The organism is Desulfolithobacter sp. (assembly GCF_054025815.1).
The window spans coordinates 90,363-116,336 of record NZ_JBPMMS010000034.1; the positions used below are offsets into that span (position 1 = coordinate 90,363).

Annotated in this window: 25 protein-coding genes and 1 tRNA gene; 24 read left to right on the forward strand and 2 right to left on the reverse strand. The window is 55.7% G+C overall.

Annotated elements, in window-relative coordinates; all coding sequences use genetic code 11:
* Positions 1-52 precede the first annotated feature (52 nt).
* From ACXJJY_RS08590 to ACXJJY_RS08675, 18 genes are all read left to right on the forward strand, one after another.
* Positions 53-949, forward strand: a complete 897-nt coding sequence (locus ACXJJY_RS08590) for a polyprenyl synthetase family protein (protein ID WP_456386993.1) — start codon at positions 53-55, stop codon at positions 947-949.
* Positions 950-1,120: 171 nt separating this feature from the next.
* A complete protein-coding gene (locus tag ACXJJY_RS08595; protein ID WP_456386995.1) occupies positions 1,121-1,894 on the forward strand; it encodes a hypothetical protein in 774 nt (257 codons plus the stop codon).
* A gap of 58 nt (positions 1,895-1,952) precedes the next feature.
* Positions 1,953-2,028: transfer RNA gene (locus ACXJJY_RS08600), tRNA-Phe, on the forward strand.
* 213 nt (positions 2,029-2,241) lie between these two features.
* Entirely contained in the window at positions 2,242-4,329 is a 2,088-nt protein-coding gene (fusA, locus tag ACXJJY_RS08605) for an elongation factor G (protein ID WP_456386997.1), read from the forward strand.
* Between the two features lie 307 nt (positions 4,330-4,636).
* On the forward strand, positions 4,637-5,329 hold the full coding sequence (locus ACXJJY_RS08610; protein WP_456386999.1) for a P-loop NTPase family protein: 693 nt from the start codon (positions 4,637-4,639) through the stop codon (positions 5,327-5,329).
* Positions 5,330-5,403: 74 nt separating this feature from the next.
* Entirely contained in the window at positions 5,404-6,186 is a 783-nt protein-coding gene (hisA, locus tag ACXJJY_RS08615) for a phosphoribosylformimino-5-aminoimidazole carboxamide ribotide isomerase (RefSeq protein WP_456387001.1), read from the forward strand.
* Positions 6,176-6,379, forward strand: coding sequence for a hypothetical protein (locus ACXJJY_RS08620; protein ID WP_456387003.1), 204 nt, complete (start codon positions 6,176-6,178; stop codon positions 6,377-6,379). Before hisA ends, ACXJJY_RS08620 begins: the two co-directional genes overlap by 11 nt.
* A gap of 289 nt (positions 6,380-6,668) precedes the next feature.
* Positions 6,669-7,526 (forward strand): HDOD domain-containing protein, encoded by an 858-nt coding sequence (locus ACXJJY_RS08625; RefSeq protein ID WP_456387005.1) that lies wholly within the window; start codon positions 6,669-6,671, stop codon positions 7,524-7,526.
* 13 nt (positions 7,527-7,539) lie between these two features.
* Positions 7,540-8,463 (forward strand): MBL fold metallo-hydrolase, encoded by a 924-nt coding sequence (locus tag ACXJJY_RS08630; RefSeq protein ID WP_456387007.1) that lies wholly within the window; start codon positions 7,540-7,542, stop codon positions 8,461-8,463.
* 170 nt (positions 8,464-8,633) lie between these two features.
* Positions 8,634-9,254, forward strand: a complete 621-nt coding sequence (gene yedF / locus ACXJJY_RS08635) for a sulfurtransferase-like selenium metabolism protein YedF (RefSeq protein ID WP_456387009.1) — start codon at positions 8,634-8,636, stop codon at positions 9,252-9,254.
* A gap of 26 nt (positions 9,255-9,280) precedes the next feature.
* Complete coding sequence (locus ACXJJY_RS08640; protein WP_456387011.1) at positions 9,281-11,470, forward strand: carboxy terminal-processing peptidase; 2,190 nt, start codon at positions 9,281-9,283, stop codon at positions 11,468-11,470.
* A gap of 99 nt (positions 11,471-11,569) precedes the next feature.
* Positions 11,570-12,103 (forward strand): RsbRD N-terminal domain-containing protein, encoded by a 534-nt coding sequence (locus ACXJJY_RS08645; RefSeq protein WP_456387013.1) that lies wholly within the window; start codon positions 11,570-11,572, stop codon positions 12,101-12,103.
* Between the two features lie 120 nt (positions 12,104-12,223).
* Positions 12,224-13,243: a sulfate reduction electron transfer complex DsrMKJOP subunit DsrM gene (dsrM, locus tag ACXJJY_RS08650; RefSeq protein WP_456387015.1), complete on the forward strand. Its 1,020-nt coding sequence runs from the start codon at positions 12,224-12,226 to the stop codon at positions 13,241-13,243.
* Positions 13,244-13,279: 36 nt separating this feature from the next.
* Entirely contained in the window at positions 13,280-14,911 is a 1,632-nt protein-coding gene (gene dsrK / locus ACXJJY_RS08655; RefSeq protein WP_456387017.1) for a sulfate reduction electron transfer complex DsrMKJOP subunit DsrK, read from the forward strand.
* A gap of 27 nt (positions 14,912-14,938) precedes the next feature.
* A complete protein-coding gene (gene dsrJ / locus ACXJJY_RS08660) occupies positions 14,939-15,313 on the forward strand; it encodes a sulfate reduction electron transfer complex DsrMKJOP subunit DsrJ (RefSeq protein WP_456387019.1) in 375 nt (124 codons plus the stop codon).
* A 23-nt stretch (positions 15,314-15,336) separates the two neighbouring features.
* On the forward strand, positions 15,337-16,200 hold the full coding sequence (gene dsrO / locus ACXJJY_RS08665) for a sulfate reduction electron transfer complex DsrMKJOP subunit DsrO (protein ID WP_456387021.1): 864 nt from the start codon (positions 15,337-15,339) through the stop codon (positions 16,198-16,200).
* A 7-nt stretch (positions 16,201-16,207) separates the two neighbouring features.
* The gene (gene dsrP / locus ACXJJY_RS08670; RefSeq protein ID WP_456387023.1) at positions 16,208-17,380 is read left to right on the forward strand and encodes a sulfate reduction electron transfer complex DsrMKJOP subunit DsrP; all 1,173 of its coding nucleotides are present in this window, start codon (positions 16,208-16,210) and stop codon (positions 17,378-17,380) included.
* Positions 17,381-17,554: 174 nt separating this feature from the next.
* Positions 17,555-18,235 carry a flavodoxin family protein gene (locus tag ACXJJY_RS08675; RefSeq protein WP_456387025.1) on the forward strand — a complete coding sequence of 227 codons (681 nt, stop codon included), beginning with the start codon at positions 17,555-17,557 and terminating at the stop codon, positions 18,233-18,235.
* 9 nt (positions 18,236-18,244) lie between these two features.
* Here the strand turns inward: ACXJJY_RS08675 and ACXJJY_RS08680 are convergent, their stop codons facing one another.
* Complete coding sequence (locus ACXJJY_RS08680) at positions 18,245-19,036, reverse strand: prepilin peptidase (RefSeq protein WP_456387027.1); 792 nt, start codon at positions 19,034-19,036, stop codon at positions 18,245-18,247.
* 166 nt (positions 19,037-19,202) lie between these two features.
* Here ACXJJY_RS08680 and ACXJJY_RS08685 point away from each other — a divergent pair, with 166 nt between their 5' ends.
* From ACXJJY_RS08685 to aroA, 5 genes are read left to right on the forward strand one after another with little or no spacing between them, the layout of a single operon-like run.
* The gene (locus ACXJJY_RS08685; RefSeq protein ID WP_456387029.1) at positions 19,203-19,985 is read left to right on the forward strand and encodes a dihydroorotate dehydrogenase electron transfer subunit; all 783 of its coding nucleotides are present in this window, start codon (positions 19,203-19,205) and stop codon (positions 19,983-19,985) included.
* Positions 19,973-20,917 carry a dihydroorotate dehydrogenase gene (locus tag ACXJJY_RS08690; RefSeq protein WP_456387031.1) on the forward strand — a complete coding sequence of 315 codons (945 nt, stop codon included), beginning with the start codon at positions 19,973-19,975 and terminating at the stop codon, positions 20,915-20,917. Before ACXJJY_RS08685 ends, ACXJJY_RS08690 begins: the two co-directional genes overlap by 13 nt.
* Positions 20,917-21,618 carry a type I 3-dehydroquinate dehydratase gene (aroD, locus tag ACXJJY_RS08695; protein WP_456387033.1) on the forward strand — a complete coding sequence of 234 codons (702 nt, stop codon included), beginning with the start codon at positions 20,917-20,919 and terminating at the stop codon, positions 21,616-21,618. Before ACXJJY_RS08690 ends, aroD begins: the two co-directional genes overlap by 1 nt.
* Positions 21,608-22,453 carry a shikimate dehydrogenase gene (locus ACXJJY_RS08700; protein WP_456387035.1) on the forward strand — a complete coding sequence of 282 codons (846 nt, stop codon included), beginning with the start codon at positions 21,608-21,610 and terminating at the stop codon, positions 22,451-22,453. The genes aroD and ACXJJY_RS08700 overlap by 11 nt, the downstream gene beginning before the upstream one ends.
* Positions 22,450-23,754: a 3-phosphoshikimate 1-carboxyvinyltransferase gene (gene aroA, locus ACXJJY_RS08705; protein WP_456387037.1), complete on the forward strand. Its 1,305-nt coding sequence runs from the start codon at positions 22,450-22,452 to the stop codon at positions 23,752-23,754. The genes ACXJJY_RS08700 and aroA overlap by 4 nt, the downstream gene beginning before the upstream one ends.
* A 40-nt stretch (positions 23,755-23,794) precedes the next feature.
* Here the strand turns inward: aroA and ACXJJY_RS08710 are convergent, their stop codons facing one another.
* Positions 23,795-25,639 carry a DEAD/DEAH box helicase gene (locus ACXJJY_RS08710; protein ID WP_456387039.1) on the reverse strand — a complete coding sequence of 615 codons (1,845 nt, stop codon included), beginning with the start codon at positions 25,637-25,639 and terminating at the stop codon, positions 23,795-23,797.
* Between the two features lie 23 nt (positions 25,640-25,662).
* Between ACXJJY_RS08710 and ACXJJY_RS08715 the strand changes: the two genes are divergently transcribed.
* Positions 25,663-25,926: a hypothetical protein gene (locus ACXJJY_RS08715; protein ID WP_456387041.1), complete on the forward strand. Its 264-nt coding sequence runs from the start codon at positions 25,663-25,665 to the stop codon at positions 25,924-25,926.
* Positions 25,927-25,974 lie beyond the last annotated feature (48 nt).

Consider the following 25,974-nt stretch of genomic DNA (forward strand, 5'->3'; position numbering starts at 1 on the left):
GTATCCTTGCGGCCCATAAGAGAACCTTTTTCATTTTTTTGCGAGGTGAGCGGTGGATATCAAGAAGTATCTTCAGTCCCAGCGCAGGCTGGTTGAGCAAGCCCTGGAAGAATTCATGCTTCGGGCCGAGGGAGCTTTCAAGGATCACGTGGCAGCCATGCGCTACAGTCTGTTCGTTGGCGGCAAGCGGGTCCGTCCCATTCTCTGCCTTGCTGCCGGCCGGACCATCCATGGTGATGATTCCCTTGATGATCAGCTCTTGCCGGTGGCCTGTGCCCTGGAGTGTATCCACACCTATTCCCTGATTCATGATGACCTGCCTGCCATGGATGACGATGCCTTGCGCCGGGGTAAGCCCACCAATCACATGGTTTTTGGTGAAGCGCAGGCTATTCTTGCCGGGGACGGCCTTTTGACTTTTGCCTTCGAGCTGCTGAGTCGTCCGTCGGCAGGAGGCCAGGACCCGGTGGGCAGAATGCGGGTTATCCACACTATTGCCCGGGCGGCGGGCCCGCTCGGCATGGTGGGAGGGCAGGCCCTGGATATCGCCTTTGAGGGCCGGGACATCGAATTTGATGACCTCAAAACCATTCACCGCAGCAAGACCGGTGCACTGATAACCGCTTCGGTGCAGGCCGGTGCCCTGGTGGCGGGTGCGACGGAAGATCAGCTGCAGGCGCTGGGAGTGTACGGCAACAACATCGGCCTGGCCTTTCAAATCGTCGACGACCTGCTCAACGTGCTCTCCACCACCGAACAGCTCGGCAAGGCGGCCGGCAGTGACGCCGAGCGCGGCAAGGCCACTTATCCCTCCTTTTTCGGAGTGGAGAGGACCCGGCAGCTTGCCAGCGAGGCCGTGGAGCGGGCCCTGGAAGCCGTGGATGGTTTGGGGGAGCCTGCCGAGCCGCTCAGGGCTCTTGCCCGCTATATTGTCGTGCGAAACCGGTAGATTGTCCGCCGGCCCTGTTGCTGTCTGACGACGTTGTTCGTCCGGATTTTTGTCGTTTTAAATCCGCCTTGATTTTTGTGCCGGCTCTGTGCGATAATACAACAGCTTGTAACATTTTTTGCCCTTCAGTTCGGGGAAACAGTAATTTGAACAGACAGGCGGAATTGAACTATGCGTTGTCCGAAATGCGGCTTTATCTCTTTTGACCACCTCGAAACATGCGTCAAGTGCGGGCGGGATATCAGCGAGGTGTCTGCTGAGCTTGACGGGACCATCTATCAGGTGGATGCTCCTCTCTTTTTACGGACCGATTTTGAGGAATCGCCGGATGTTTCCGGGGGCGAGGAAGTCTCCGGGCAGGACGAGCTGGTCTTTGAAGACTCGTCCGAAGACATTGATTTTGTCCTGGATGACGTGGAGGATGGTCCTGGTGCGGATGACGACAAAGATAAAGATTCAGAAATCGTCTTTACCATGGAAGAGAGCGAAGAGGCTCTGCAGTTGGACACCGAGATCGGCGAGGGACTTTTTGATGAGATTTCCCTTGATTTTGAGGAAGAATCTGCGTTAGAACTTGGCGCGGAAAAGGAGCCCTCCCTGGATAAAGAGGTCCCATCCGGGGGTGGTGACGAAGGGCCGTCGCTGGATTTCAGTGGGCTTGATCTTTCCGACCTGGCACCGCCGACCGGGGAAGAGGAGGAAGAAGCTCTGGTCCTGGACGAAACGGTTGGTGTGGAAGCTGAAGAGGCCGTTGCTCCCGGGGCTGGAGGGAGCGGAAACCTTGAGGATTTGCAGGTCGATGGCCTGGATCTTGGCGCTCCGCCACCGCTGCCGCCCTCGGGCCAGGACGGAGACATCGTGGCCGGACCGGCAGTGAAAACCGGCACAGCCCTGGATGATTTTGATGTCGACCTTGGCGATCTTCTCACGAGGGAAAAAACGTGAAAAAGATGTTGACAAGATGCACGGTAGTTTGATATATAATATCAATTTAAGCTCGGGTGCCGAGATAGCTCAGTAGGTAGAGCAACGGACTGAAAATCCGTGTGTCCCTGGTTCGAATCCTGGTCTCGGCACCATTTTGACGCATAAAAGGAGTTGCAGAGCTCACTGTAACTCCTTTTTTATTTATCTGCTCACGGTTTATCAGGAAATCAAAGATCAGGAACCCGGTATGTCTGGCTTTTTCAGGCCTGGATTTCAGGGGCCTGGTTCTCTTGATTTGTTGTGCGGGATTGTTGCCCCGTATGGTGTTAGGCTGTTTGGGGCTGACAGTAATTGAGGAACTGGTAATGAAGATAAAGGATCTGTCAAAAGTACGAAATATTGGAATCAGTGCCCATATCGACTCGGGCAAGACCACGCTTACAGAGCGGATTCTGTATTATACGCGTCGTATTCATGCCATTCACGAGGTGCGGGGCAAGGACGGCGTCGGTGCCACCATGGATTCCATGGAACTCGAGAAGGAGCGTGGCATCACCATTCAGTCCGCGGCCACCTTCTGCAGCTGGAAGGATCATCATATCAATATCATCGATACGCCCGGCCATGTGGATTTCACCATTGAGGTGGAACGGGCCCTGCGGGTCCTCGACGGTGCCATTCTCATTCTCTGTTCCGTCGGTGGTGTGCAGTCCCAGTCCATAACCGTCAACCGGCAGATGACCCGATACAAGGTGCCGCGGATCGCCTTTATCAATAAGTGCGACCGTACCGGCGCCAATCCCTACCGCGTTACTCAGCAGCTGCGCGACAAGCTTGAACTCAACGCAATCATGATCCAGCTGCCCATCGGCCTGGAGAGTGAGCTTGAAGGGGTGGTCGATCTGGTCTCCATGAAGGCTGTCTATTTCGATGGCGAGCAGGGTGACGATGTCCGCTACGAAGAGATTCCGGACCATCTCAAGGAAGAGGCCGCTGAGAAGCGGGAGGAGCTTCTCGACAATGTCTCGATGTTCTCCGATGAACTCATGGAGGCCATTCTGGAAGAGAAGGAGCCCACCGAAGAGATGATCCACGATGCTATCCGCAAGGGTGTACTCAGTCTGGAGCTGACTCCGGTGATGATTGGCTCGGCCTACAAGAACAAGGGTGTACAGCCGCTTCTGGATGCGGTCAACGCCTATCTGCCGTGTCCCACCGATGTCGAGAATACCGCCCTTGATCTGGACAGGGACGAAGCAGAAGTTACGGTCTCCAATGATCCCGATGATCCGCTGGTGGCCCTGGCCTTCAAGCTTGAAGACGGCAGGTATGGGCAGCTGACTTATATCCGGACCTACCAGGGCAGGATCAACAAGGGCGACAGTATCATCAATACCAGGACCGGCAAGAAGACCAAGGTCGGTCGACTTGTGCGCATGCACGCGGATCAGATGGAGGAAATCGACGGGACAAGCGCTGGTGATATAGTCGCTCTTTTTGGTGTCGACTGCGCCTCCGGTGATACCTTCTGCAGCGAAGATATCAATTGGTCCATGAGTTCCATGCATGTGCCCAATCCGGTCATCTCCCTGGCCATCACCCCGGTGGACAACAAGGCTCAGGCCAACCTGTCCAAGGCGCTCAATCGTTTCTGCAAGGAAGATCCCACCTTCCGTTCCTTTGTCGATCATGAGACCGGTGAGACGATCATCTCCGGTATGGGCGAGCTGCACCTGGAGGTGTATATCGAACGGATGAAGCGCGAATACAAGGCAGAGGTCGAGGTCGGAGCTCCCCGGGTCGCCTATCGCGAGGCCATTACCCAGCGGGCGGATTTCGACTATACCCACAAGAAGCAGACTGGTGGTTCTGGTCAGTTCGGCCGGGTGGCAGGTTACATGGAGCCGCTGGAAGAAGGCGAGTACGAGTTCGTTGACGAGATTGTCGGTGGTGTCATTCCCAGGGAATACATACCCTCCTGTGACAAGGGCTTTCAGGCCTCCATGGCCAAGGGACCGCTCACCGGTTCGCCCATCACCGGTATCCGGGTGGTTATCAACGATGGTAGTTTCCATTCGGTGGACTCCTCGGACATGGCCTTCCAGCAGGCAGCCAAAGGGGCCTTCAAGCAGGGCTTTCAGAAAGCTGGCCCCATTATCATGGAGCCGATTATGAAGGTCGCAGTGGAAGGTCCTTCTGAGTTCCAGGGGGCGGTTATGGGCAGCCTGAACCAGCGTCGCGGCGTGATTGTCGGGACCTTCGAGGAAGGTAACTACACCGTGGTCGAGGCCGAGGTGCCGCTCTCGGAGATGTTTGGCTATTCAACCACACTGCGGTCGCTTACCCAGGGCAAGGCCGAGTTCACCATGGAGTTTGATTCCTACAAGCAGGTTCCCAAGAGCGTGGCCGACGAGTTGGTTAAAAAGTACGAAGAAGAACGGAAAAATAATTGATGGAGTTGCAAGAAATCCGATCTGCTGCGGTGTGGCGGGTATGGCCAATGTTCCGACGTGCCACAACAGTACGAGCTCACCCCGGCCGGCACCGCTGTGCCATGCAAGTCGAACTTTTGTGCTCAATCTTTAAAGTGTGATGTGGCTCTTGCGAGTCCATAAATAAGCAGTTAATAAAAAGCTGTACATGATCTTCTCCTGATATCAGAGGAGTATGTTCATGGTTCACCTGGCTGATTCATCATCCTGCACGGGTGTTCGCCGCGGCAGTATACGGACAGAAACGTTAGATATACGGAGTGTAGCAATGGGATATGAGCCTCTGGTAACCCAGAATCCCCTCAGGGTACTGAAACTTGGCAGAGATAACAAGCAGCTTGGGCTGGTTATGGCCCGGGCGGGCCTGGGAAAGACCGCCCTGCTTGTCCAGATTGCCCTGGACGCCATTCTGCGTGGCAACCAGGTTATCCACGTGACCATCGGCGAGTCCATCGACAAGACCCGCGCCTGGTACGATGATATCCTCCAGTTCATTCTTGAGGAGCATGCTGTCAACCGGCCCCATGAGTTAATCGAGATGGTCAAGCGTCACCGGATGATCATGACCTTCAAAGAGTCGGCCTTTTCCCGGGCCAAGCTGGAAGAGCGCCTCAATGACCTGGTACTTCAGGATATCTTCAAACCCAACTGCGTGGTGGTTGATGGCTTTGATTTTGAGAATACAGGTCGCGAGGATCTGGAAGATATCAAGGACCTGATGGAGAGCATGAGCCTCCAGGCCTGGTTTTCCGCAACCTGTCACCGCAATGATCAGCGGATGTCTCCGGCCGGTGTCCCGGCCCCATGCCACGAGGTGGATGATCTTTTCGATACCGTGGTACTTCTCAAGCCCAAAGACGGCGTGATCGAGCTTGATATCGTTCGGAACCAGGGTGAGGCAGATACCACGACCTCGGTCCTCAAGCTGGATCCGACCACCATGATGGTCAAAGAAGGTTGACTGTTGCAGCTGAATTCCGGTCACCGGGTCGATCTCCATTCCCCCGGTGACCCCGTGATTATCAGATAGTTGCCATGCGATTCCGTCCCTGCATCGACCTGCATGATGGCAGGGTCAAGCAGATTGTCGGCTCGACCCTGAACGACACTGCATCTGCGGACCTGCAGACCAATTTTTCTTCTGAATTTCCCCCTTCCCACTACGCCCGGATGTACCGGGACGACAATCTGACCGGCGGACACGTGATTATGCTGGGCCCAGGCAACGAAGAGGCTGCAGTCGATGCACTTTCGGCCTGGCCCGGCGGCCTGCAGCTTGGAGGCGGCATCACTGCCGACAACGCTACCCTGTGGCTGGATCGCGGGGCTTCCCATGTTATCGTCACCTCCCATGTCTTTCACGATGGACTCCTGGACGAGGAGCGCCTGACCTCCCTGGTTCGCCAGGTAGGCAGGGAACGGTTGGTTCTGGACCTGAGCTGCCGCTGGCGCGGAGACGGGTATTATGTGGTCACCGACCGGTGGCAGAAATTCACCGATCTCCGACTCGATGGCCGGATGCTGGACTGGCTGGCCCGGTTTTGCGACGAGTTTCTCGTTCATGCCGTGGACGTGGAGGGCAGGTGCATGGGAGTTGATGAGAGGTTGATCGGTCTCCTGGCCGACCATGTTTCCATTCCCACTACCTATGCCGGCGGCGTAACCTCGATCAGCGACCTGCAACTCATACGCCAGGCTGGACGGGGCAGGCTGGATGTCACGGTAGGATCGGCCCTGGATATCTTCGGCGGGACCGGTCTTTCCTATTCCGAGGTGGTCAGCTTCTGCTGCCGGTCGGACAGTGGCCATGAAAGATAAGCCAGCCATTAATCTCCAGGAAAAGGGATGCCCGGACTGCCGGGACCTGGCAGAGATCAAGCTTTTTGTTTCCGAGGATCTCTATCGCGCCTTTCACCGGTGCGTATGGATTCTGGTCAACGAAACTGATCGCAGCCAGGTGGAGATCATGCACGATGTGGTCCATGATTTCCTGGTAAAACACGGCTGCTGACCCATATTTCCCGCCTTATGCCGCACATCGCTTGACCTGTATTCCACCTTTGTATACTATGCCCTATGGATTTGGATCAATGCCTGGGTGGCGGAGATCTGCTTTCCGCTGTTTGCCGATAAATCAGGTTGTCAGACCATGTTTCGGCATTGTCCAGCTACGGGCAGCCAGGGAAGGAGCCTTATAATTGGATGATCCTGTGTTGATTCTCCTGTAAAAGATCCTTCTTGTCTGTGCCGGTCCAGACATTTGCTGAGTTTTGACGGTAATCATATAATTCTTTGCTGCCATGAGTGATCGGGAAAAGCGACTGCGTAAGATCAGGAACTATGTCGACAGGATGCCGAGCCTGTCCACTACGGTCAGCAAGGTTCTGGAGATCTGCAGCCGGCCTGATACCGCCCCTAATGACCTCAACAAGGTTATTTCTCTTGATCCCGTTCTGACCGGACAGGTCCTTAAGCTGATCAACTCGGCCTATTACTCGCTGGTCAACAAGGTTACCTCCCTGACCCGGGCGATTATCATGCTCGGTCTTAACACGGTCAAGAACCTGGCCCTGTCAACGGCCATTATCCGCTGCGTTGGCCAGACCAAAAAGTCGAGAGTCCTACCCATTCGCAAGTTCTGGGAACACTCGATCGGGGTCGGAGTTCTGGCCAAACTGCTGGCCCAGGAACAGGATATCCCTCTGGGTGAGCGAGAAGAATATTTTGTCGCCGGCCTGCTCCATGATCTCGGAAAAATACCTTTTGGCGATGAGTACGCCGACGTCCTGCGCCGGGCCAGGAGCCAGGGGTGCGACTTGCTGACGGTGGAGCGGGAGATGCTGGAGGTGGATCACCAGGAAACCGGGCAGTTGATCGCTCAGAAATGGACCCTCAACCAGGCCCTCACCGAATCCATCATTTATCATCACACCCCGGAGCAGGCGAGCGAGGAGTTCCAGCGGCTGGTGGCCACCGTCGCCCTGGCCGATGCCTATGTCTGTCTTTTTGATATCGGTTATGCGGGCAACATGTATCCGGATGAGAATCAGCTGAGCAAGGCCCTGGAAATTACCGGACTGTCGTGGGCGGCCGTTAACGGTCTGTCCGGGGCGATCGAAGAGGAACTGCTGAAAGCGGAGATCTTTTTGCAGGTATGACAGGAGGGTCAGTATGATTCAGGTGCGTTTTTGGGGAGTTCGTGGTTCCATCCCCTGTCCCGGTCCGACAACCATGAAATATGGTGGCAATACGGCCTGTATAGAGCTCCGTTTTCCTGAGGTCGGCCGGCACATTATCATCGATGCCGGCTCCGGTCTCCGTGAGCTGGCCAATCACATGCTGGCCCATGATCTGCCAAAGGGGCCAATATCCACTGAAATTTATCTCTCCCACACCCATTGGGACCATATTATGGGTTTTCCCTTTTTTGTTCCCAATTACATCCCCGGCACCAGGATCAAGGTGTTCGGTCCGGTAACCTATGAAGACGATCCCCTGGAAGAGGTGGTGGGCGGTCAGATGAAATATCGCTATTTTCCTGTCAACATGGGCGAGCTGGCCGCTGATATCAGTTATACCCGGCTCAAGGAAGATCCGCATATCGATCTCGGAGACGGTATCATTCTGGCGACGACCATTATCAACCATCCTATCACGGCCCTGGGCTACCGGTTTACCTTCCGCGGATCGGTGTTTTGCACCGCCTATGACACGGAACCGTTCCGCAATCTTTTTGTCACCGATCCCGATGATCCATCCTACGATGAACTGATGGCTTATGAAGGAGAGGAGGCTGCCAGGGAACAGAACAGGGCGCTGGAGAATTTTTTTGCCGGGGCCGATCTCCTGGTTCATGACGCCCAGTACACCCAAAAAGAGTATGAAAACGGGAAGGTAGGTTGGGGTCACAGCTCCATCGAGCATGCTATAGGTGCCGCCGGCCGGGCCGGGGTCAAGCGTTTGGCCCTGTTTCACCACGATCCAGAAAGGACCGATACCCAGCTCGACGGGATGGCTGAAATCTACTGCCAGAATTCGTCCACCGGGGACATGGAGATCTTTTTCGCCCGGGAAGGAATGGTGATTGAGATTTGATCCGGGCTCGGCTGCCGTTCCTCCCTCAGGATTACGAGGTGCCCACCCCTGCTTCCGGCTACGGGCGGTTCAGGCAAAATTTTTGTTTCTGACCTTCCCGGCATCTGGAGCTTGCAGGTCTGCTGGTTGCCAGCCGGAAAATCGATCTATTCCAATGACAAGGTGTTGTTATGTGTGCTGCTGTCAAGACTGTTGACTGCCGGGGGCTTTCTTGCCCTCAACCGGTATTGAAGACCAAGGAGGCCCTGGAACAGGGGGCCGATCTCCTGGAAGTTATCGTTGATAATGAGGCCTCGAAGAACAATGTTTCCCGTTTCGCTTCCAGTCAGGGCTGCGAGGTGGAAGTCAAAGAGAGTGACGACGGCTGTTTCAGGCTGACCCTGCAGGGAGGGGGTGGAGCCGGGACCGGTGAGTTCGATCCAGGTGACTATGCCTGCCCGGTGGAGTCCAGATTCGGCCTGGTCTATGTCATTGCCTCTGATACCATGGGGCGCGGCAGTGAGGAGCTGGGTTGGGCCCTGCTGCAGACCTATATCCAGACCATAAAAAATATCGACCCCCTGCCGTCCAGGATCATATTCTACAACTCAGGCGTAAAACTGGTAACCAGTGAGTCCGGCGCCCTGGAAGCCCTGCAGGAACTGCAGGAGCTGGGGGTGGAAATCCTTGTTTGTGGTACCTGTCTGGACTTTTACGAGCTCAAGGCAGCCATCAAGGTCGGGACCATATCCAATATGTACGATATCATGCAGTCCATGACCAGTGCAGACAAGGTCGTCAGCCCATACTGAAAAGCAACCACCTGGAACCACACACCATGAATAACGAACTTTGTCAAAGGCGGCCGGTCTGCGCAATCCGTCGATTCGCAATTGCCTGCCTGTTCTTTCTTCTTCTGGCAACCTCGGCCATGGCCAAGGTGCTGCCGCAGGAGTTTGATGCCGGCCGCAATCGACTGATTGCCTATATGCTCAGCCAGCAGCTGCCGGCCCAGCATTTCAGCCATAAATCCCTTGACAACACCCTGTCCCGCAATGCCTATGACCTTTACCTGCGTCAGCTCGATCCCCGCAAACGGTTTCTGCTCAAGGCTGATGTAGCTCAGCTCGATGCCTTTGCCGATCATATCGACGATGAACTGCGCCGCGGACGCATGGTCCTGCCCGACGCCGGAATGCAGCTTTTGAACGATCGTATCAGGCAGGTGGAAAAATGGGTTGACGAAATCATGGACCAGGGCTTCGACCCCAACCGCGAAGAGTACCTGGAGGTGGATCCCAAAAAGAGGCAGTGGGCCGTTGACCAGAGTGATCTCTATGACCGGTGGCGGCGCATTCTCAAGATGCAGGTGCTTTCGACCTATCTTGACCTGGAGGAAGAGAAGGTAAAGAAGGCGGGGTTCGCGGCAACCGGAGAAGATGGCACTCCGGCACTCCAGGAGACCGACAGCGCTGAATCCAGGGCTATCGATTCCGAGCTCTGGAAGGAGGCCATGGCCAAGGTGAGGAAACGCAATCATATCTATCTGCACCGGCTCCTGCAGGAGACCAGGCAGGAGCACTACAACCGGTATTTCGATGCCGTGGCCCGGGCCTTTGACCCCCACACAACGTATATGGCGCCCACCTCGAGGGAAGATTTCGATATCCACATGAGTGGCTCTCTGGAAGGAATCGGGGCCCTGTTGCGCGAGGATGACGGTCATATCAGGGTGGTGCGGATCATCCCGGGCAGCGCTGCCGAGCGTCAGGGACAGTTACAGGCAGAGGATATCATCCTGAGCGTGGCCGAAAAGGATGGCGAGCCTGTGGATATCACCGACATGCGTATCCGGGACGCGGTCAGTTACATCCGTGGTCCCAAGGGGACCGAGGTCAGGCTCACGGTCCAGAAACCTGACGGGAGAAAGGAGGTTATCCCCATTGTCCGGGACGTGGTTCAGATCGAGGAGACCTATGTCAAATCGACACTCCTCAGGGACTCGAAACAGGATCCAATAGGGTATATCCGGGTTCCCGGCTTCTATCGAGACTTCTCCTCTACCCGCAATGGCGGCAAAGGGCGTAATGTCACCGATGATCTGCGCCGTGAACTGTACAAACTCAAAAAACAGGGGATCAGTGGTCTGATTCTCGATCTGCGCAACAACGGAGGCGGAGCACTCACCGATGCGGTGGAGATATCCGGTCTTTTCCTGCCGGGCGGACCTGTGGTGCAGGTCCGCAACTCCCAGGGGATGATCCGGATTCTTGAGGACGAGGATACCGGCGTGGCCTGGGATGGCCCCATGATTGTCCTGGTCAACCAGTTCTCTGCTTCGGCTTCGGAGATCCTGGCCGCCGCCCTGCAGGATTATGGCCGGGCTTTGATCATCGGTGGCAGCCATACTCACGGCAAAGGGGTGGTTCAGGCCATCATGGACCTGAATCGCAACCTGCCGCTGCTCCATCTGAAAAAGTATGACGACCTGGGGGCGCTCAAGGTGACCATCCAGAAGTTCTACCGGATCAACGGCAGGTCCACGCAACTCCAGGGGGTGATCCCGGACGTGGTTGTACCTTCCGGGCTTGACTACTTGAAAAGCGGCGAGAAGTATATGGACTACGCTTTGCCCACCGATCAGGTGGAAGATGTCGGGTACCAGAAGTGGAGGGGTGCCCGTTTCGACGTCCACCGCGCCCGCAGCCTCGGAGAGGCCTGGGTGGAAAAAAGCATAAAGTTTCAGGCTATCAGGGAAGAAACAGAGAAGGCCCGGGCTCGCAGTGAGCAAACCAGGGTGGCCGTTTTTCTTGCCGGAATGAAAAAAGAACGCCGGGAACTTGAACAGGCCCGCAAGGAGGCAAGGGCTGCAGGATTGCTGGCCGGTGATCATGAGCGGGAATTTGCGGAAAATAAGGAAGAAAAATCCATGGATGTCATGCTTAAGGAGGATCCGTTTGTCCAGGTGGCGCTCTATCTGATGGAGGATAAAGTTAGCGAGGAACAGACAGCATCAACAACGAGATAACATTTTTCACTTGAAATCAAGGGCCAATCATGATAGAGCTTGCCCGTGTGAATCATCATTCATTTTTCTTGAATTATCACCTCTATTGAACTGAACAGGATGCAGCTGGCCGAAGCACTTAAAATCAAGAAGGACAAGATCCTTTCGACCTGGATAGAAAGGGTACTGGACAGTTATGCATCGCCCGGTTTTTTCAAAAGCTCCCAGGATGGTTTTGCTAACCCGGTGGGAGTAAACATCCGTGAGGGTCTCACCAGGCTCTTTGAGCTGCTCACAGCCGGTGCCTCGCAGGATGAGTATGCAGGTTCCCTGGATCAGGTCATCCGGATCCGGGCTGTTCAGGAATTTACTCCGGCGCAGGCGGTTGCGCCAATCCTCGAGCTCAAATGGGTCGTGCGGCAGATCCTGTCGGGAGACAAAGACACCCGTCCTCTGCTGGCCGATCTTGATTCTTTTGACTGTGATGTTGACCGGGCAGCTCTTGCTGCCTTTGATATTTATACGGATTGCCGCGAACGGTTGTACCAGCAGCGGATTCGTGAGTTGAAAAGCGGCAGTTATGTCCTGACGGACACCCCCTGTGCTTCGGCATTGTTGAAGCGTAAAGTACAGGAAGTCCCGGACGCTACCTGATTTCGGCCAACAGTTCATCAGTGCACCAGCCGGCGAGGTCCCGCAGAGAGTGGAACTGCGTCACGGCTTTAACCGCATATCCATAGAAACCTGTTAAACTCGAAAGCGAGGGAGTGATCGATGAAGTACACCTTCCCGTTGGCGGCAGTCATTGCCTTGGTGTTGATTGCGTGGATAGGGTCGCAGATCCCGGGTATGCAATACTTTTTCGGTATTGCAGTTCCTTACCTGGCCATGGCGCTCTTCCTTGGGGGATTTTGCTACCGGGTGGTCCACTGGGCCAGGTCGCCTGTCCCCTTCAAGATTCCAACCACTTGTGGTCAGGGATTTTCGTTACCCTGGATCAAGTACGATCGCCTTGAGGCACCGGTGAAAACCTCCGAGGTCGTGGCCCGGATGTTCCTGGAAATCACTGTTTTCCGCTCTCTTTGGCGCAACACCAAGGCCGAAGTGTACAGTGGTCCCAAACTCACCTACGAGTCGTCCAAGTGGCTCTGGCTGTTTGCCCTGATGTTTCATTACAGTTTCCTGGTTATTGTCCTGCGGCACATGCGCCTGTTCCTTGAACCGGTTCCAGGGTGGGTCTCCTTTCTCGGGGCCAGTGACGGCTTTCTTCAGATCGGCGCACCACCAATTTATATCACCGACCTGACCATTGTGCTCGGCTTGCTGTTGCTTTTCGGCCGACGGTTGATCAACCGCCAGGTGCGCTATATCTCCTTGGCCAATGATATGTTTCCGCTGTTTCTGATCTTCGGTATCGTCATTACCGGTATCCTGATGCGGATGTTTCTCAGGACAGATATCGACATTGTCGCCATCAAGCGGCTGGCTGTCGGCCTGGTCACCTTCCAGCCTGCAATCATTACTGATATCGGGGCGATATTCTATGTACATGTTTTCCTGGTGAGCGTTCTGCTGGCCTATTTCCCCTTCTCCAAGCTCATGCACATGGGCGGGGTCTTTCTCAGTCCGACCAGAAACATGGCCAACGATACCCGTATGCGGCGCCATATCAATCCGTGGAACCCGGATATCAAGCCGCATTCTTACGATGCTTATGAGGATGAGTTCCGTGAGGATATGGTCAGCATGGGTATCCCGGTTGAGAAAGAGTTGCCGCCGAAGGCTGACGACTAGTATTGCAAAAACTTCATTCAAGATAAGGATAGAGCAATGGCAGTTGTAAGTGTAGACAAGTTGGCAAGGAGCGTGGCAGAGGGTCCCTCTCTCATGACAGGCTCCGTCCCCCGGAAACCGTGGTGGGAGGTAGAGGCGGTTTTCAAGCCGGGTAATTACGCCTATGTGGCCAAGAAGGAGAAGGTCGAGTATCTGGATTCCCAGCAGGGGCTTCATTTTCCCAATGCCCGCGAGTGGAACCCGGAAGATGATGACTGGAAACTGCCCGACAACTGGCAGGAGATCATCCTGGAAGGATTGAAAGAGCGGCTCGACAAGTTCCGCAGCCTGAAGATTTTCATGGACTGCTGTGTGCGCTGCGGAGCCTGTGCCGATAAATGTCATTTCTTTCTCGGAACAGGAGATCCCAAAAACATGCCGGTTCTACGGGCCGAGTTGCTCCGGTCTGTTTACCGCAACGATTTCACTCTGGCCGGCAAGATACTTGGCAAGATGGCCGGCGGACGGGAGATGACCTTCGGGGTGCTCAAGGAATGGTTCATGTATGCCTACCAGTGCACCGAGTGCCGCCGCTGTTCAGTCTTCTGTCCCTACGGCATCGACACCGCCGAGATCACCATGATGCTCAGGGAACTGTTGCATCTGGTTGGTGTGGGAATCAACTGGATTCTGGAGCCGGTTTCCAACTCCAACCGGACAGGTAACCATATGGGGCTTACACCCCAGGCTTTTGTCGGAAACGTCGAGTTCCTCTGCGAGGACATCGAAAACCTTACCGGTGTAAAGGTGAATCCCACCTTCAACCGTAAAGGCGCGGAAGTCCTGTTCATTACCCCGTCAGCCGATGTGTTCGCCGAGCCGGGGCTTTTTACCTGCATGGGCTATCTCCTGCTTTTCGAGGCCATTGGCCTGGACTATACCTGGTCCACCTATGCCTCGGAAGGCGGCAATTTCGGTCTCTTCACCAGCAACGAGACCATGAAAAAACTCAACGCCAAGATGTACGCCGAGGCCAAGCGGCTCGGTGTCAAGTGGATCCTTGGCGGCGAGTGCGGTCACATGTGGAGGGTGGTTCACCAGTATATGGATACCATGAACGGACCGGCAGATTTTCTTGAAGTGCCGAAATCTCCGATAACCGGCACGGTTTTCGAGAATGCACGGTCCACCAAGATGGTCCACATCAGCGAGTTTACCGCAGATCTGATTTACCATAACAAGATCAAGCTCGATCCGAGCCGTAATGACCATCTGACCTGCACTTTTCATGACTCCTGCAACCCGGCCCGGGCCATGGGACTTCTTGATGAACCCCGTTATGTGATCAAAAACGTGGTCAACAGGTTTTACGAGATGCCTGAAAACTGCATCCGCGAGAAGACTTTCTGTTGCGGCTCCGGTACTGGTCTCAACACCGATGAGATCATGGAGCTTCGCATGCGTGCCGGCCTGCCGCGTGCCAATGCTGTGAAATATGTCCGCGAGAAGCATGACGTGAATATGCTGGCCTGTGTATGCGCTATTGATCGCGCCACTCTGACCACTTTGATGGGGTACTGGAACCCTGAAGTCGAAGTGTGCGGTGTCAGCGAACTGGTTGGTAACGCCCTGGTAATTGAAGGCGAAAACAGACAAGAACTGACCGAGGGTCTTCGGACTTTGGTTTAATTCCCTGGCCTGAGTGGAGGAGATACGATGTATGACAGTGGTAAAATTATTCCGGGACTGATTATTTTCGTCCTGTTTATCACGTTTCCCATCTGGTACAACCACGGCGACGCCGGGGCGGTGCCAAAGCCGGATTTACCCAAGGATGTCAAGGAATGTGTTCGTCCGGCCAACTTTATGCGAGCTGAGCATATGCAGCTCCTCAACGAGTGGCGTGACGAAGTGCTGCGGACCGGCGATCGTTCGTTCAATGTCGAGATCGGTGACAGGCAGTATCAAAAGAGTCTGATGAATACCTGTATGCAGTGCCATACGAGTAAGAAGAAGTTCTGTGACAGCTGTCATACATATGCTTCTGTAACTCCATATTGCTGGGACTGCCATATAGCTCCTGTTGAGTGAGCAGCGAAGGAGGATATATACTGATGGATAAGAAAAGAAGAGATTTCCTCAAGATCGCCGGAGTTTCCACCCTGGCGGGACTGGGAGGGGCAACGGTCGCCGGCCGGCTTGTATCCGGGTCCAGTCCCGTACAGGCCCGGGCTGCGCATGTGGTTGATTCCGCCGCAAAGGGAGCCGGACATGGGGCGCCCATGGCAGAAGCCGGTGGCCATGGAGTAGCCGGAGAGGTCAAAAAGTCCGGTAACCGCTGGGGTATGGTCATTGACATGCGCAAGTTCCGGGAGAATCCCGGCCTGGCCGAAAAGGTTGTCCATACCTGTCACTCCATCCACAACGTTCCCAACTTTCCAGACAAGAAAGATGAGATCAAGTGGATCTGGTTGATGGATTTTGAGAATGTATTCCCTGATCACAGTCATTATCACAAGAACAAAGACCTGCTTGATCATGAAGTCTTGGTCATGTGCAACCACTGTGACAGTCCGCCCTGCGTAAAGGCCTGCCCGACCAGGGCGACCTTCAAAAACAAGGATGGTATTGTGGCCATGGACTACCATCGCTGTATCGGTTGCCGGTTCTGTATGGCTGCCTGTCCGTATGGCGCCCGGAGTTTCAACTGGCGGGATCCTCAGGATTTCATCGAGAAGATGAACCGAGAATTCCCTCACCGGATGCGCGGTGTTGTCGAGAAATGCAATTTCTGTGCCGAAAGAGTAGGGCTTGGTAAACAGCCAGCCTGTGTGGAGGTTTGCGGAGACACAAAGGCTATGGTTTTCGGAAACCTCAACGATCCCGATTCGGAGATCAGGCAGATTTTGAAAAACAACTTCACCATTCAGCGTAAGCCTTCACTGGGCACACATCCATCAGTCTTTTATATTGTATGAGGTCGCCATGTTTGAAAAAGCGCTAAAAGGAAACAACTACTACTGGATCTGGCTGGCCTTTCTGGGATCCCTGATGGCCATCGGTGCGTTCTGTTACGTACGCCAGTTCAACTACGGTCTTGGTCTGACCGGCATGAGCAGGGATGTATCCTGGGGACTCTATATTTCTCAGTTCACCTTCCTGGTCGGCGTGGCAGCAGGAGGTGTGATGTTGGTGCTGCCTTACTATGTGCATAACTTCAAGGCCTTTGGCCGGATCACCATTCTTGGTGAATTTCTGGCCATCGCCGCACTGCTCATGTGTCTGACCTTTATCGTAGCCGATCTTGGTCAGCCCATGCGTATGCTCAATGTTATCCTGCATGCCCAGCCACGCTCCATGCTGTTCTATGACATGATCGTGCTGAACGGCTATCTTTTCCTCAATATCCTCTGCGGCTGGGTCATTCTTACCGCGGAGAGGAAGCAGGTGCCGCCGCCGAAATGGATCTATATTTTTGTCTACATTTCCATTCCGTTCGCCATCTCGATCCATACGGTCACAGCCATGCTCTACTGCGGACTGCCCGGACGGCATTTCTGGCTTTCCGCCATCATCGCTCCGCGGTTTCTGGCCTCTGCTTTTGCCGCCGGTCCGGCCCTCATCGTTGTCGCTGCCCTGATCCTGAAAAGGGTGGCCAATTTCGATGCCGGCAAGCAGGCCATTGACAAGCTGGTGACAATCATCATCTATGCCGCCCTGATCAATGCTTTCTTTGTGATCCTGGAGTTTTTTGTCGGCTTCTACTCCAACATTCCTGGCCATAAACATACATTGCAGTACCTGTTTTTCGGCCTCGAGCATCACGGACATGTCTACAATAATCTGGTGCCTTTTATGTGGGCCTTCGTTGCCTTTGGCATTGCAGGTATCACCCTGCTGGCAATACCCTACTCGCGCAAGAAAAACGAGTTTCTCCTCGGGCTCGGTTGTGCTCTGCTCTTCATCTCCCTCTGGCTGGACAAGGGTATAGGGTTCGTTCTCGGGGGGTTCGTGCCGACGCCTCTCGAGGAAATTGTGGAATATTATCCCACAGCCAACGAGATATTCATCACCATCGGAGTGTGGGCCATGGGCTTCTTTGTCCTTACGGTTCTCTATAAAATAGCCGTAGGGGTCGAGCACGAAATCGAAGCCTGACCGGCGCTGCCTCATACAGACCTCCGGCCCCTGATCCTCTTGCTGGATCAGGGGCTTTTTTTTGTCTGCAGGTTATGCTATAAACCGCTGTGAGCAAGGGACTGTTGTCGTGCAGGGTGAGTTGCCCTGTTTCGGACCAGGTACTCAATTTTCAAGATACAGGCGTTCGAGCATATGGATACTTCGCAGGGACAGGCCAAAAAAGTCCTGCTGATCTACTTTTCCTTTTCCAGTCAGACCAAGAATCTTCTTCAGGCGCTGAGCGAGGGATTGGAAGACCATAATGTTTTGATTACCAGGGAACGTCTTCGTCCGGTTACCAGGCTGCGATTTCCCATCGGCACGATTCCAAGAACCATCTGGCTCATGCTGCAAACTTTTTTCCGCATGAGGGTTCCTATTCACCCCTTAAGTGACGAGGCCTTTGCCGATTACGATCTGATCATCCTTGCCGGGCCAACCTGGTCCTATAATCCTTCAGGGCCTGTGCTGTCTCTGCTTGACCGGGATGGAAAAAAGCTGTTTGCCCGGCAAAAGGTGCTGCCGTTGATTTCCTGCCGCGGATACTGGCGCACGCACTGGCTGGGGTTGAAGGCGCTCCTGAAGAAATGCCACGCTGACGTGGTCAACCGAATCATTTTTACCCATCCCAATCCAGAACCCTGGCGGACGCTGGGCGTGTTTCTCAAGCTCGCCGGCCGGACCCCGGAATGCAATTCCTGGATAGCGAGACATTATCGAAAATACGGTCATACCAGGGAGCAACTGGCCAAGGCCCGCTCATGTGGTGACCGGCTTGGCGCTGCTCTTGAGAACAATGAAGATCTTTCGGCCCTGCATTTTGAGGTTTACTGACAGTCATAGTCATCCGCCGGATGCCATTCCCAGGTAGCGTTGCCAGAGCTGGAGAATTTCCTGGTTGAAAAAGAGGTAGGTCATGGCGGCCAGGGCCAGAAATGGCCCGAAAGGAATCCTGGTTTGTCCTCCCTTGCCCTGTTTTGCCATGGCTGCGATGCCGATGATGGATCCGGTGAACGAGCTGATAAAGACCACACTCAACAGGCTCTGCCAGCCCAGAAAGGCACCGATCATGGCCAGGAGTTTGATGTCGCCACCGCCCATGCCCTCTCTCCGGGTCAGCAGGTAGTAGCCAAGCGCCACACTGTACAGTATGCCGCCGCCAGTGAGAATGCCAAGCCCGGACTGGATCCAGTTCACACTGTCGGCGAAAAAAGAGCCGCAGAAACCAAGGACGATACCGGGCAGGCTGATGATGTCCGGGATGATCTGGTGATGGATGTCGATGAAGATGATCACCAGCAGGGCGGCAAGAAACAGGAAATAATAGGCGAAATCAAACCCTGGCCCGAACCTGTGGAAAAGCGCCACTGAGAGCAGCCCCATGCACAGTTCCACCAGGGGATACTGCAGGGAGATCCGCTGACCGCAGATCCTGCATTTTCCCCGCAGGACAAGATAGCTGACAACTGGTATATTATCGTACCAGCGGATAGGGGTCCTGCACCGCGGGCAGTGGGAGGAAGGGAAGATGATGGAGGCGTCGTCCTGCGGAAGCCTCAGGATGACGACGTTTAAAAATGACCCCACCACGCTGCCGAAGAGGAAGGTGAAAATGAGCAACAGGGTGTCTGTCATGGGAGCATGTCCTTGAAATGTATTTATGTCTGGAATGCTGAGCCCTGTCCTTCCCGGGCCTGCACACGAGCATGCTTCAATCCGGACATTGAGATGGGTGAAAAGCTCAGCTCTGTCGCACCTGTAGCTGAATTCAGGTGATACTCTCTACTTTGTAGCCCGCTTTATGACTGAGTTCCAGGAAAAATCCCGTATTGTCCGCATTGAATCGCTGACACCGGCTATTCACCGGCTGACCCTTCAGGCTCCTTTGATTGCCGACCGGGCCTTTCCCGGTCAGTTTGTCATGGTCCGTATCAGCCCGACCTATGACCCCCTGCTCCGGCGGCCGCTTTCGATCCATGATGTGGCTGCGGACGGGACAGTGCGGCTTCTTTTCAAGGTGGTGGGCCAGGGCACCCGGCTGCTGGCCGGGATGCGGCCCGGTGATTACCTGGATATGGTCGGTCCACTGGGCCGAGGTTTTACCCTTGAGCGGAATGAGCCGTTCTGTCTTGTCGGTGGTGGTATGGGCATTGCTCCGCTCTATTTTCTCGCCAGGAGACTGCAGCGGGTCAATTCCCATACGGGTTCGACCGTGTTGCTTGGTGGCCGGACCGGTTCGGAACTGTATGTTCTTGAAAAGGAGTTTCTCCGCCTTGGGTGTCAGGTGTACTGTGCCACAGATGATGGCAGTTACGGCCATCACGGTTTTGTCACCGAACTGCTCGATGAGCTTTTGCCCGGGGTCGAAAGGGTGTATGTCTGTGGTCCGTTTCCCATGATGCGGATTGCGGCTATGAAATGTCTGGCGAGGGGCGTGGCCTGTGAGGTGTCGCTGGAGACCCATATGGCCTGTGGCCTCGGGGCCTGTCTGGGATGCACGATGAAGGGCAGTGATGGCTCGTATACGCATGTGTGTAAGGATGGGCCGGTGTTTCCGGCAAAAAAGGTGTCATGGACCCTGTAATTGTGAAAAACAATATGGAGCTGGGAGTTCGGATTGGCGATTTGCAGTTGCCAAATCCGGTACTCACGGCTTCCGGTACCTTTGGCTATGGCCGTGAATTCGCTCACCTGGTACATTTGCACCGGCTGGGCGGCATTGTGGTCAAGGGCATTTCCCTTGAACCACGCCCTGGCAATCCGCCCCCCCGGATTGTCGAGACAGCTTGCGGCATGCTCAATGCCATAGGTCTGGAAAATGTCGGGGTTGAACGCTTTCTTGACGAAAAGATGCCCTGGCTGCGCGGGACCGGGGCCAGGATCATTGTCAATATCCTGGGGGACAGTGTGGATGAATATGCCCGGTTGGCCGGGCGGTTGGCCGGTGTCGAAGGCATCAGCGCACTGGAGGTCAACATATCCTGCCCAAATGTGAAAAGGGGTGGGGTAGCTTTTGGCACGGTCCCGGAAATGGCAGCGTCGGTGACCGAGGCGGTCAAGGCGGAGTCGGACGTGATGGTGATCGTCAAACTGTCGCCCAACGTGACCGACATCGTGCAGATGGCACGGGCCGTGGAAGAGGCCGGGGCGGACGCGGTGTCGCTCATAAACACCCTGATCGGCATGGCCATTGATATCGAGTCCCGCCGGCCGGCGCTGGCCAATGTGATCGGTGGTCTCTCCGGACCGGCGATCAAGCCGGTGGCTCTGCGCATGGTCTACCAGGTTGCTTCCAGCGTACGGATACCTGTCATCGGCATCGGCGGTATCACCACTGCGGACGACGCCATCGAGTTTCTGCTCGCCGGGGCCACTGCTGTGCAGGTGGGTACAGCCAATTTTTATCAGCCCTCTGCCGCCGAAGAGATTATTGACGGGATCACAGAGTATCTCGCAAGGCACGGTCACCTCTCGGTACGGGAAATCATCGGCGGTTTGCAGACCGGGAAGGAGTGATGGAAAAGCGGGGTAAGATCTGTGTTTCCCTGGCCGGGGCAGATGCGGCGGCGGTTGCCAGCGCTGTGCGGCCCGTGCTGGACCTGGTGGACGTTGTCGAGATCCGCTTGGACTCCATGACCAATCCTGAAGTGAAAAAATGCTGCGCCCTGATCCCAAAGCCACTGCTTTTTACCAACAGACCCACCTGGGAAGGCGGGCAGTTTGGCGGTACGGAGGAGGAACGCGTCGCGCCCCTGCTGACGGCGATCCGGGCCCGGGCCGCCTGGGTGGATCTGGAACTGCGGGCCGACGGTGCGCTGCGCCGGTCACTGCTGTCGGCGGCCGCGGAGTCCGGGACAGAGGTTATTTCTTCCTGGCATGATTTTTCCGGAACCCCATCCCGCGAGAGGTTGAATGCGCTGCTGGCGCAGATGATGGAGAGTGGCTGCCATGTGGGCAAAATCGTGACTACTGCGCAAAACGAAGCGGATGTGCTGCGGGTCCTGGCGCTTCAGGAACAGGCCCTGGTCGATGGCTTTCCGCTTTCCTGTTTCTGTATGGGCGCGGCCGGCCGCATAAGCCGGTTCGCCACCCTGTACCTGGGTGGCTACATGACCTATGGGGCGCTCGATGGCTCCCTGGCCACAGCGCCGGGACAGCTCACAGTGAGGCAGCTCCAGACCCTGACACAGGTTTTCGAGGATATCAATGCGGATTGACGGCAAGACACTTCTGCACGGGATTATCGGCAACCCGGTTCGCCATTCCCTCAGCCCGGCCATGCATAATGCGGCGTTTTCAGCGATGGAGATGAACCGGGTCTATGTTCCCATGGAGGTTGCCGATCCCCGGGAGGCCGTGGCAGCCCTGCGGACGCTTGGTTTTGTCGGGGTCTCGGTTACTGTGCCCTACAAGGAGACTATCCTTGCGGCCCTTGATGAGATCGATCCCGTGGCCAGCCGGATCGGCGCTGTTAATACCCTGCTGCTGAGGAAGAGAGAAGATACGGGAGATATTATTGTCCGGGGATTCAATACGGACTGGGTCGGGTCCAACATGGCACTTGCCGAAAAGATGCGCCTGGCTGGCTCAAAAGTCCTCGTCATCGGAGCCGGGGGAGCAGCCAAGGCTGTGGGGTTTGGGTTGCGGGAGGCCGGGGCTGAGGTCATCATTACCAATAGAACCGAGCAGCGCGGCCAGGAGCTGGCCAGCTGGCTTGATGCTTCTTTTGTGCCTTTTGCCGAAGTTGATGCAGTCCGGGCCGATGCCCTGGTCAATACCACCTCTGTCGGGATGGAGCCGGATGTTGAGGCCATTCCCCTTGATCCGGGACTGCTTTGTCACTTTCAGGTGGTGATGGATATTGTCTATGCGCCATTGCAGACCCGGTTGTTGCGGGAAGCGGCAGCAGTCGGGTGCCGGAGCATCGATGGTCTGGCCATGCTGCTGTACCAGGGCGCGGCCCAGTTTCGTATCTGGACCGGAATCCAGCCACCCCTTGATATCATGCGCCGGGCCCTGGAAGAAGAGTTACGCTTAAGGAAAAAAATATGATTGAAATACGCCCCCTTGATGCCATTGATGCTACTGTTGAAGTTCCGGGCTCCAAGAGCTTGACCCAGAGGGCCCTGATTGCCGCTGCCCTGTCCAGGGGAACCTCCAGGCTGGTCGGGCCGCTGGCCAGCGAGGACACTGCCTATACCATGGCCGCACTCAGGGCCATGGGTATAGACTGTGATGATTCTGATCCCAGGGCATGGATTGTACAGGGGAGTGGCGGCGTCATCAAACCGCCGGGACAGGACATTTTTCTTGGCAACAACGGCACAGCCACCCGTTTTCTCACCTCGGTTGCCGCGCTAGGTCAGGGGCGTTTCCGGATTACCGGGGATAAACGGATGGCCGAGCGACCCATTGCGCCTCTCATGGAGGCCTTGCGGGGCTGGGATGTGGACATCACAAGCGATGCGGACAACGGCTGTCCGCCACTGACGATCAATGGTTCCGGACTGGCCGGAGGCCGGACCGTGTTACCCGAGGGAAGGTCGAGCCAGTACCTCTCCTCCCTGCTGCTCGTTGCCCCTTATGCCCGGCAGCAGGCCGAGCTGGAGGTGCAGGGAGAAGTTCTGTCCCGGCCCTATGTGGAAATGACCCTGGCCGTGATGGCTGATTTCGGTATCCGGGTAGAGGCCGCGCCTTCACTGACCTTTTTCCGTGTTCCGCAGGGCTGCTATCAGGGCCGGGAATACCGGATTGAAGGGGACGCTTCCGGTGCCTCCTATTTTTGGGCCGCAGCGGCCGTGACCGGGGGGCGGGTCACTGTGGCCAATGTGCCGGTTCCTTCACTTCAGGGCGATGCCAACCTGGTCCCGCTCCTGGCCCGCATGGGATGCGAGGTGACGAAGTCCGGCAATGGCATAACCGTGGAAGGACCGGAACAGCGGAAACTGTCAGGAATTGAGGTGGATATGGGCAACATGCCGGACGTGGCCCCGACTCTGGCTGTGGTCGCCGCCTTTGCCGAAGGCACGACGGTGATTAACAATGTTGCTCATCTGCGGATCAAGGAATGCGACCGGCTCAGCGCCATGGTCACTGAACTGCGCAAGCTGGGGGCCGAGGTGGAGGAAGAGCCGGACCGGATGATCATCCACGGCCATGGCGGCAGCGACCTGCATGGGGCCGAAATCGAGACCTATCACGATCACCGGATCGCCATGTGCTTTGCGGTGGCTGGCCTGCGGGTGGAAGGCGTGCGGGTAACCGGCGAGGATTGCGTGAAAAAATCATTTCCGGATTTCTGGCAGCGTTTCGATCAGTTGACAGGCGACCGTCCCGTCGTGATCAGAAGCTGAATCGGTTGTCGTCTGAATAACCCTGAGATCCGGCCGGGCATCAGGTATCAAGGACCAGGCTATGACCCTCCTTTTTCTGCTGAGTTTTGAGCCTGCCATGATGGTGTTTGCCGCCGTGACCGGAAGGTATCCGGCTTCTGGTTGTCGTCCGCGTTTCATTGGTTCCTGTACGCTCTTTTCCTGCCGCTTGACGCCGCTGCCGTGTCCGGTCGGAACCGTGTCCGGGATTTTTCTGTTCCAGTCTGGAAATCCGTAACCTCTGGCCCGAGACCCAGACCTTTTTCAGAAGCTTGAAAATATCCCTGGGCATGCCTTCGGGCAGGTCGACCAGGGTAAAGGTTTCCTGGATATTGATTCGGCCGATGTGCTGACTGTCGAGTCCGGCCTCGTTGGCAATGGCGCCGACGATGTTGCCCGGCTGCACCTGATGGGCATGGCCTACTTCGATGCGGTACCGTTCCATGCCCTTTTTGGGCGGGGTCTCTTCCTTGATCATCGGCTTGCAGTTCCCGGAAGCCCTGCTTTCCACTCTGGTCCGACGGGTTTTTGCCTTGCGCCGCTGTTTGCTCTGCAGGAGAAAGGGCGTATCGCCATGCACCAGGCGCGCCAGGGCAGCGGCGATTTCCCGGGCCGGGACATTATGTTGCTCTTGATACTCTTCCACCAGTTGAGAGAAGAAACCCAGGTCCTCGCTGGCCAGGGTTTTTGTGATCCGCTGTTTGAAGCGCAGAATTCGCTGGTCGTTGACCATTCTGATTGTCGGCAGCTCCATGGCCTGGATTTTTTTCCGGGTGGCCTTTTCGATGGCGGACAGCATCCTCCGCTCCCTCGAAGTGACAAAGACAATGGCGTCACCATGGCGTCCGGCCCTTCCGGTTCTGCCGATGCGGTGGACGTAGGATTCGCTGTCACTTGGAATATCATAGTTGATCACGTGGCTGATTCGTTCCACGTCCAGACCCCGGGCAGCCACATCGGTGGCCACGAGAATGTCCAGGGAGCCTTTTTTCAGCATGTCCACGGTGCGTTCGCGCTGGTTCTGGGGGATATCACCGTTCAACGGGGCAGTGGCGTAGCCGAGCGCTTCGAGTTTTTCCGCCAGTTCCACGGTGGCTGTTCTGGTACGGACAAAGATGAGCATCCCGTCAAATGGTTCGGCTTCCAGGATCCTGGTCAGGGCGTCGAGCTTGCCCATTCCCCTCACCGGCCAATATCGCTGGCGGATGGTATCTGCGGTCGAGGTTTTCACCTTAATGGTGACCTCGGCGTGGTCGGTCAGGTGTTTCTTGGCAATCCGGCGTACTTGCTGGGGCATGGTGGCTGAAAACAGGGCAATCTGCCTGTCTGCCGGGGTCTGGTGAAGGATCCACTCCACGTCATCGATAAAACCCATGCGCAGCATTTCGTCGGCTTCATCCAGTACAAGGGTCCTAAGGTTACCCAGCTTTAACGTGCCACGACGCATATGATCCATCACTCGTCCGGGGGTACCCACCGCCACATGGACGCCGCGCTGCAGGGCATGGAGCTGGCCCCGGTAGTCCTGGCCACCGTAAATCGGCAGCACGCTCAAGTTTTTCAGGTTTCTGCCGTATTTCTGAAAGGTTTCCGCCACCTGGATGGCCAGTTCCCGGGTGGGGGTCAGGACCAGCACCTGGGGGTCTTTCTGGCCGAGGTTCAACCTGGAAAGGACAGGCAGGGCAAAAGCAGCGGTCTTGCCGGTGCCGGTCTGGGCCTGGCCAAGCACGTCCCGGCCTTCAAGGAGCAGAGGGATGGTCTGGATCTGGATGGGGGTGGGGGTTTCGTAGCCCACATCTTTCAGGGTTTTCAGCAGGGATGTATTCAGCGCCAGCTGATGAAATGCGCTTACGGTTTCGACGGTCATGTATGGTTCCTGGAAAAGAGAATGTGATTACCGGCAAAATTCAGAAAATGGCTGCACCTGAAGAGAACATCGCAATCCTCTATGAGACTGTGAAAAAAACAGCCTCTCACTGGTATTCCCTGATGAGGAGTCTTTCCATTGCTCAGCGATGTTCTCTGTTTGTTGCTCCGGTGGTCAGTTTGGCTTGTAATCAAAAAAAGATAAAAGTGGTGGAGTGTCTGGGGAAGGGAGTCAAGGGCAGTGATGTCCGTGACTGCCCTGTGATGATTTCTGGCTTCAAAATCTAACAGAATACCGGTTTATGGGGCAAGTTGCTTGCTTTATTTACATCAGAA

Coding starts and splice junctions, on each gene's coding strand:
- aroA (WP_456387037.1), top strand. CDS start 22,450: ATGATTGAAATACGCCCCCTTGATGCCATTGATGCTACTGTTGAAGTT.
- ACXJJY_RS08680 (WP_456387027.1), bottom strand. CDS start 19,036: ATGACAGACACCCTGTTGCTCATTTTCACCTTCCTCTTCGGCAGCGTG.
- dsrJ (WP_456387019.1), top strand. CDS start 14,939: ATGTATGACAGTGGTAAAATTATTCCGGGACTGATTATTTTCGTCCTG.
- ACXJJY_RS08640 (WP_456387011.1), top strand. CDS start 9,281: ATGAATAACGAACTTTGTCAAAGGCGGCCGGTCTGCGCAATCCGTCGA.
- ACXJJY_RS08690 (WP_456387031.1), top strand. CDS start 19,973: ATGGACCCTGTAATTGTGAAAAACAATATGGAGCTGGGAGTTCGGATT.
- yedF (WP_456387009.1), top strand. CDS start 8,634: ATGTGTGCTGCTGTCAAGACTGTTGACTGCCGGGGGCTTTCTTGCCCT.
- ACXJJY_RS08610 (WP_456386999.1), top strand. CDS start 4,637: ATGGGATATGAGCCTCTGGTAACCCAGAATCCCCTCAGGGTACTGAAA.
- ACXJJY_RS08630 (WP_456387007.1), top strand. CDS start 7,540: ATGATTCAGGTGCGTTTTTGGGGAGTTCGTGGTTCCATCCCCTGTCCC.
- ACXJJY_RS08685 (WP_456387029.1), top strand. CDS start 19,203: ATGACTGAGTTCCAGGAAAAATCCCGTATTGTCCGCATTGAATCGCTG.
- ACXJJY_RS08620 (WP_456387003.1), top strand. CDS start 6,176: ATGAAAGATAAGCCAGCCATTAATCTCCAGGAAAAGGGATGCCCGGAC.
- dsrK (WP_456387017.1), top strand. CDS start 13,280: ATGGCAGTTGTAAGTGTAGACAAGTTGGCAAGGAGCGTGGCAGAGGGT.
- hisA (WP_456387001.1), top strand. CDS start 5,404: ATGCGATTCCGTCCCTGCATCGACCTGCATGATGGCAGGGTCAAGCAG.
- ACXJJY_RS08675 (WP_456387025.1), top strand. CDS start 17,555: ATGGATACTTCGCAGGGACAGGCCAAAAAAGTCCTGCTGATCTACTTT.
- dsrO (WP_456387021.1), top strand. CDS start 15,337: ATGGATAAGAAAAGAAGAGATTTCCTCAAGATCGCCGGAGTTTCCACC.
- ACXJJY_RS08645 (WP_456387013.1), top strand. CDS start 11,570: ATGCAGCTGGCCGAAGCACTTAAAATCAAGAAGGACAAGATCCTTTCG.
- ACXJJY_RS08625 (WP_456387005.1), top strand. CDS start 6,669: ATGAGTGATCGGGAAAAGCGACTGCGTAAGATCAGGAACTATGTCGAC.
- dsrP (WP_456387023.1), top strand. CDS start 16,208: ATGTTTGAAAAAGCGCTAAAAGGAAACAACTACTACTGGATCTGGCTG.
- ACXJJY_RS08710 (WP_456387039.1), bottom strand. CDS start 25,639: ATGACCGTCGAAACCGTAAGCGCATTTCATCAGCTGGCGCTGAATACA.
- ACXJJY_RS08595 (WP_456386995.1), top strand. CDS start 1,121: ATGCGTTGTCCGAAATGCGGCTTTATCTCTTTTGACCACCTCGAAACA.
- fusA (WP_456386997.1), top strand. CDS start 2,242: ATGAAGATAAAGGATCTGTCAAAAGTACGAAATATTGGAATCAGTGCC.
- dsrM (WP_456387015.1), top strand. CDS start 12,224: ATGAAGTACACCTTCCCGTTGGCGGCAGTCATTGCCTTGGTGTTGATT.
- aroD (WP_456387033.1), top strand. CDS start 20,917: ATGGAAAAGCGGGGTAAGATCTGTGTTTCCCTGGCCGGGGCAGATGCG.
- ACXJJY_RS08700 (WP_456387035.1), top strand. CDS start 21,608: ATGCGGATTGACGGCAAGACACTTCTGCACGGGATTATCGGCAACCCG.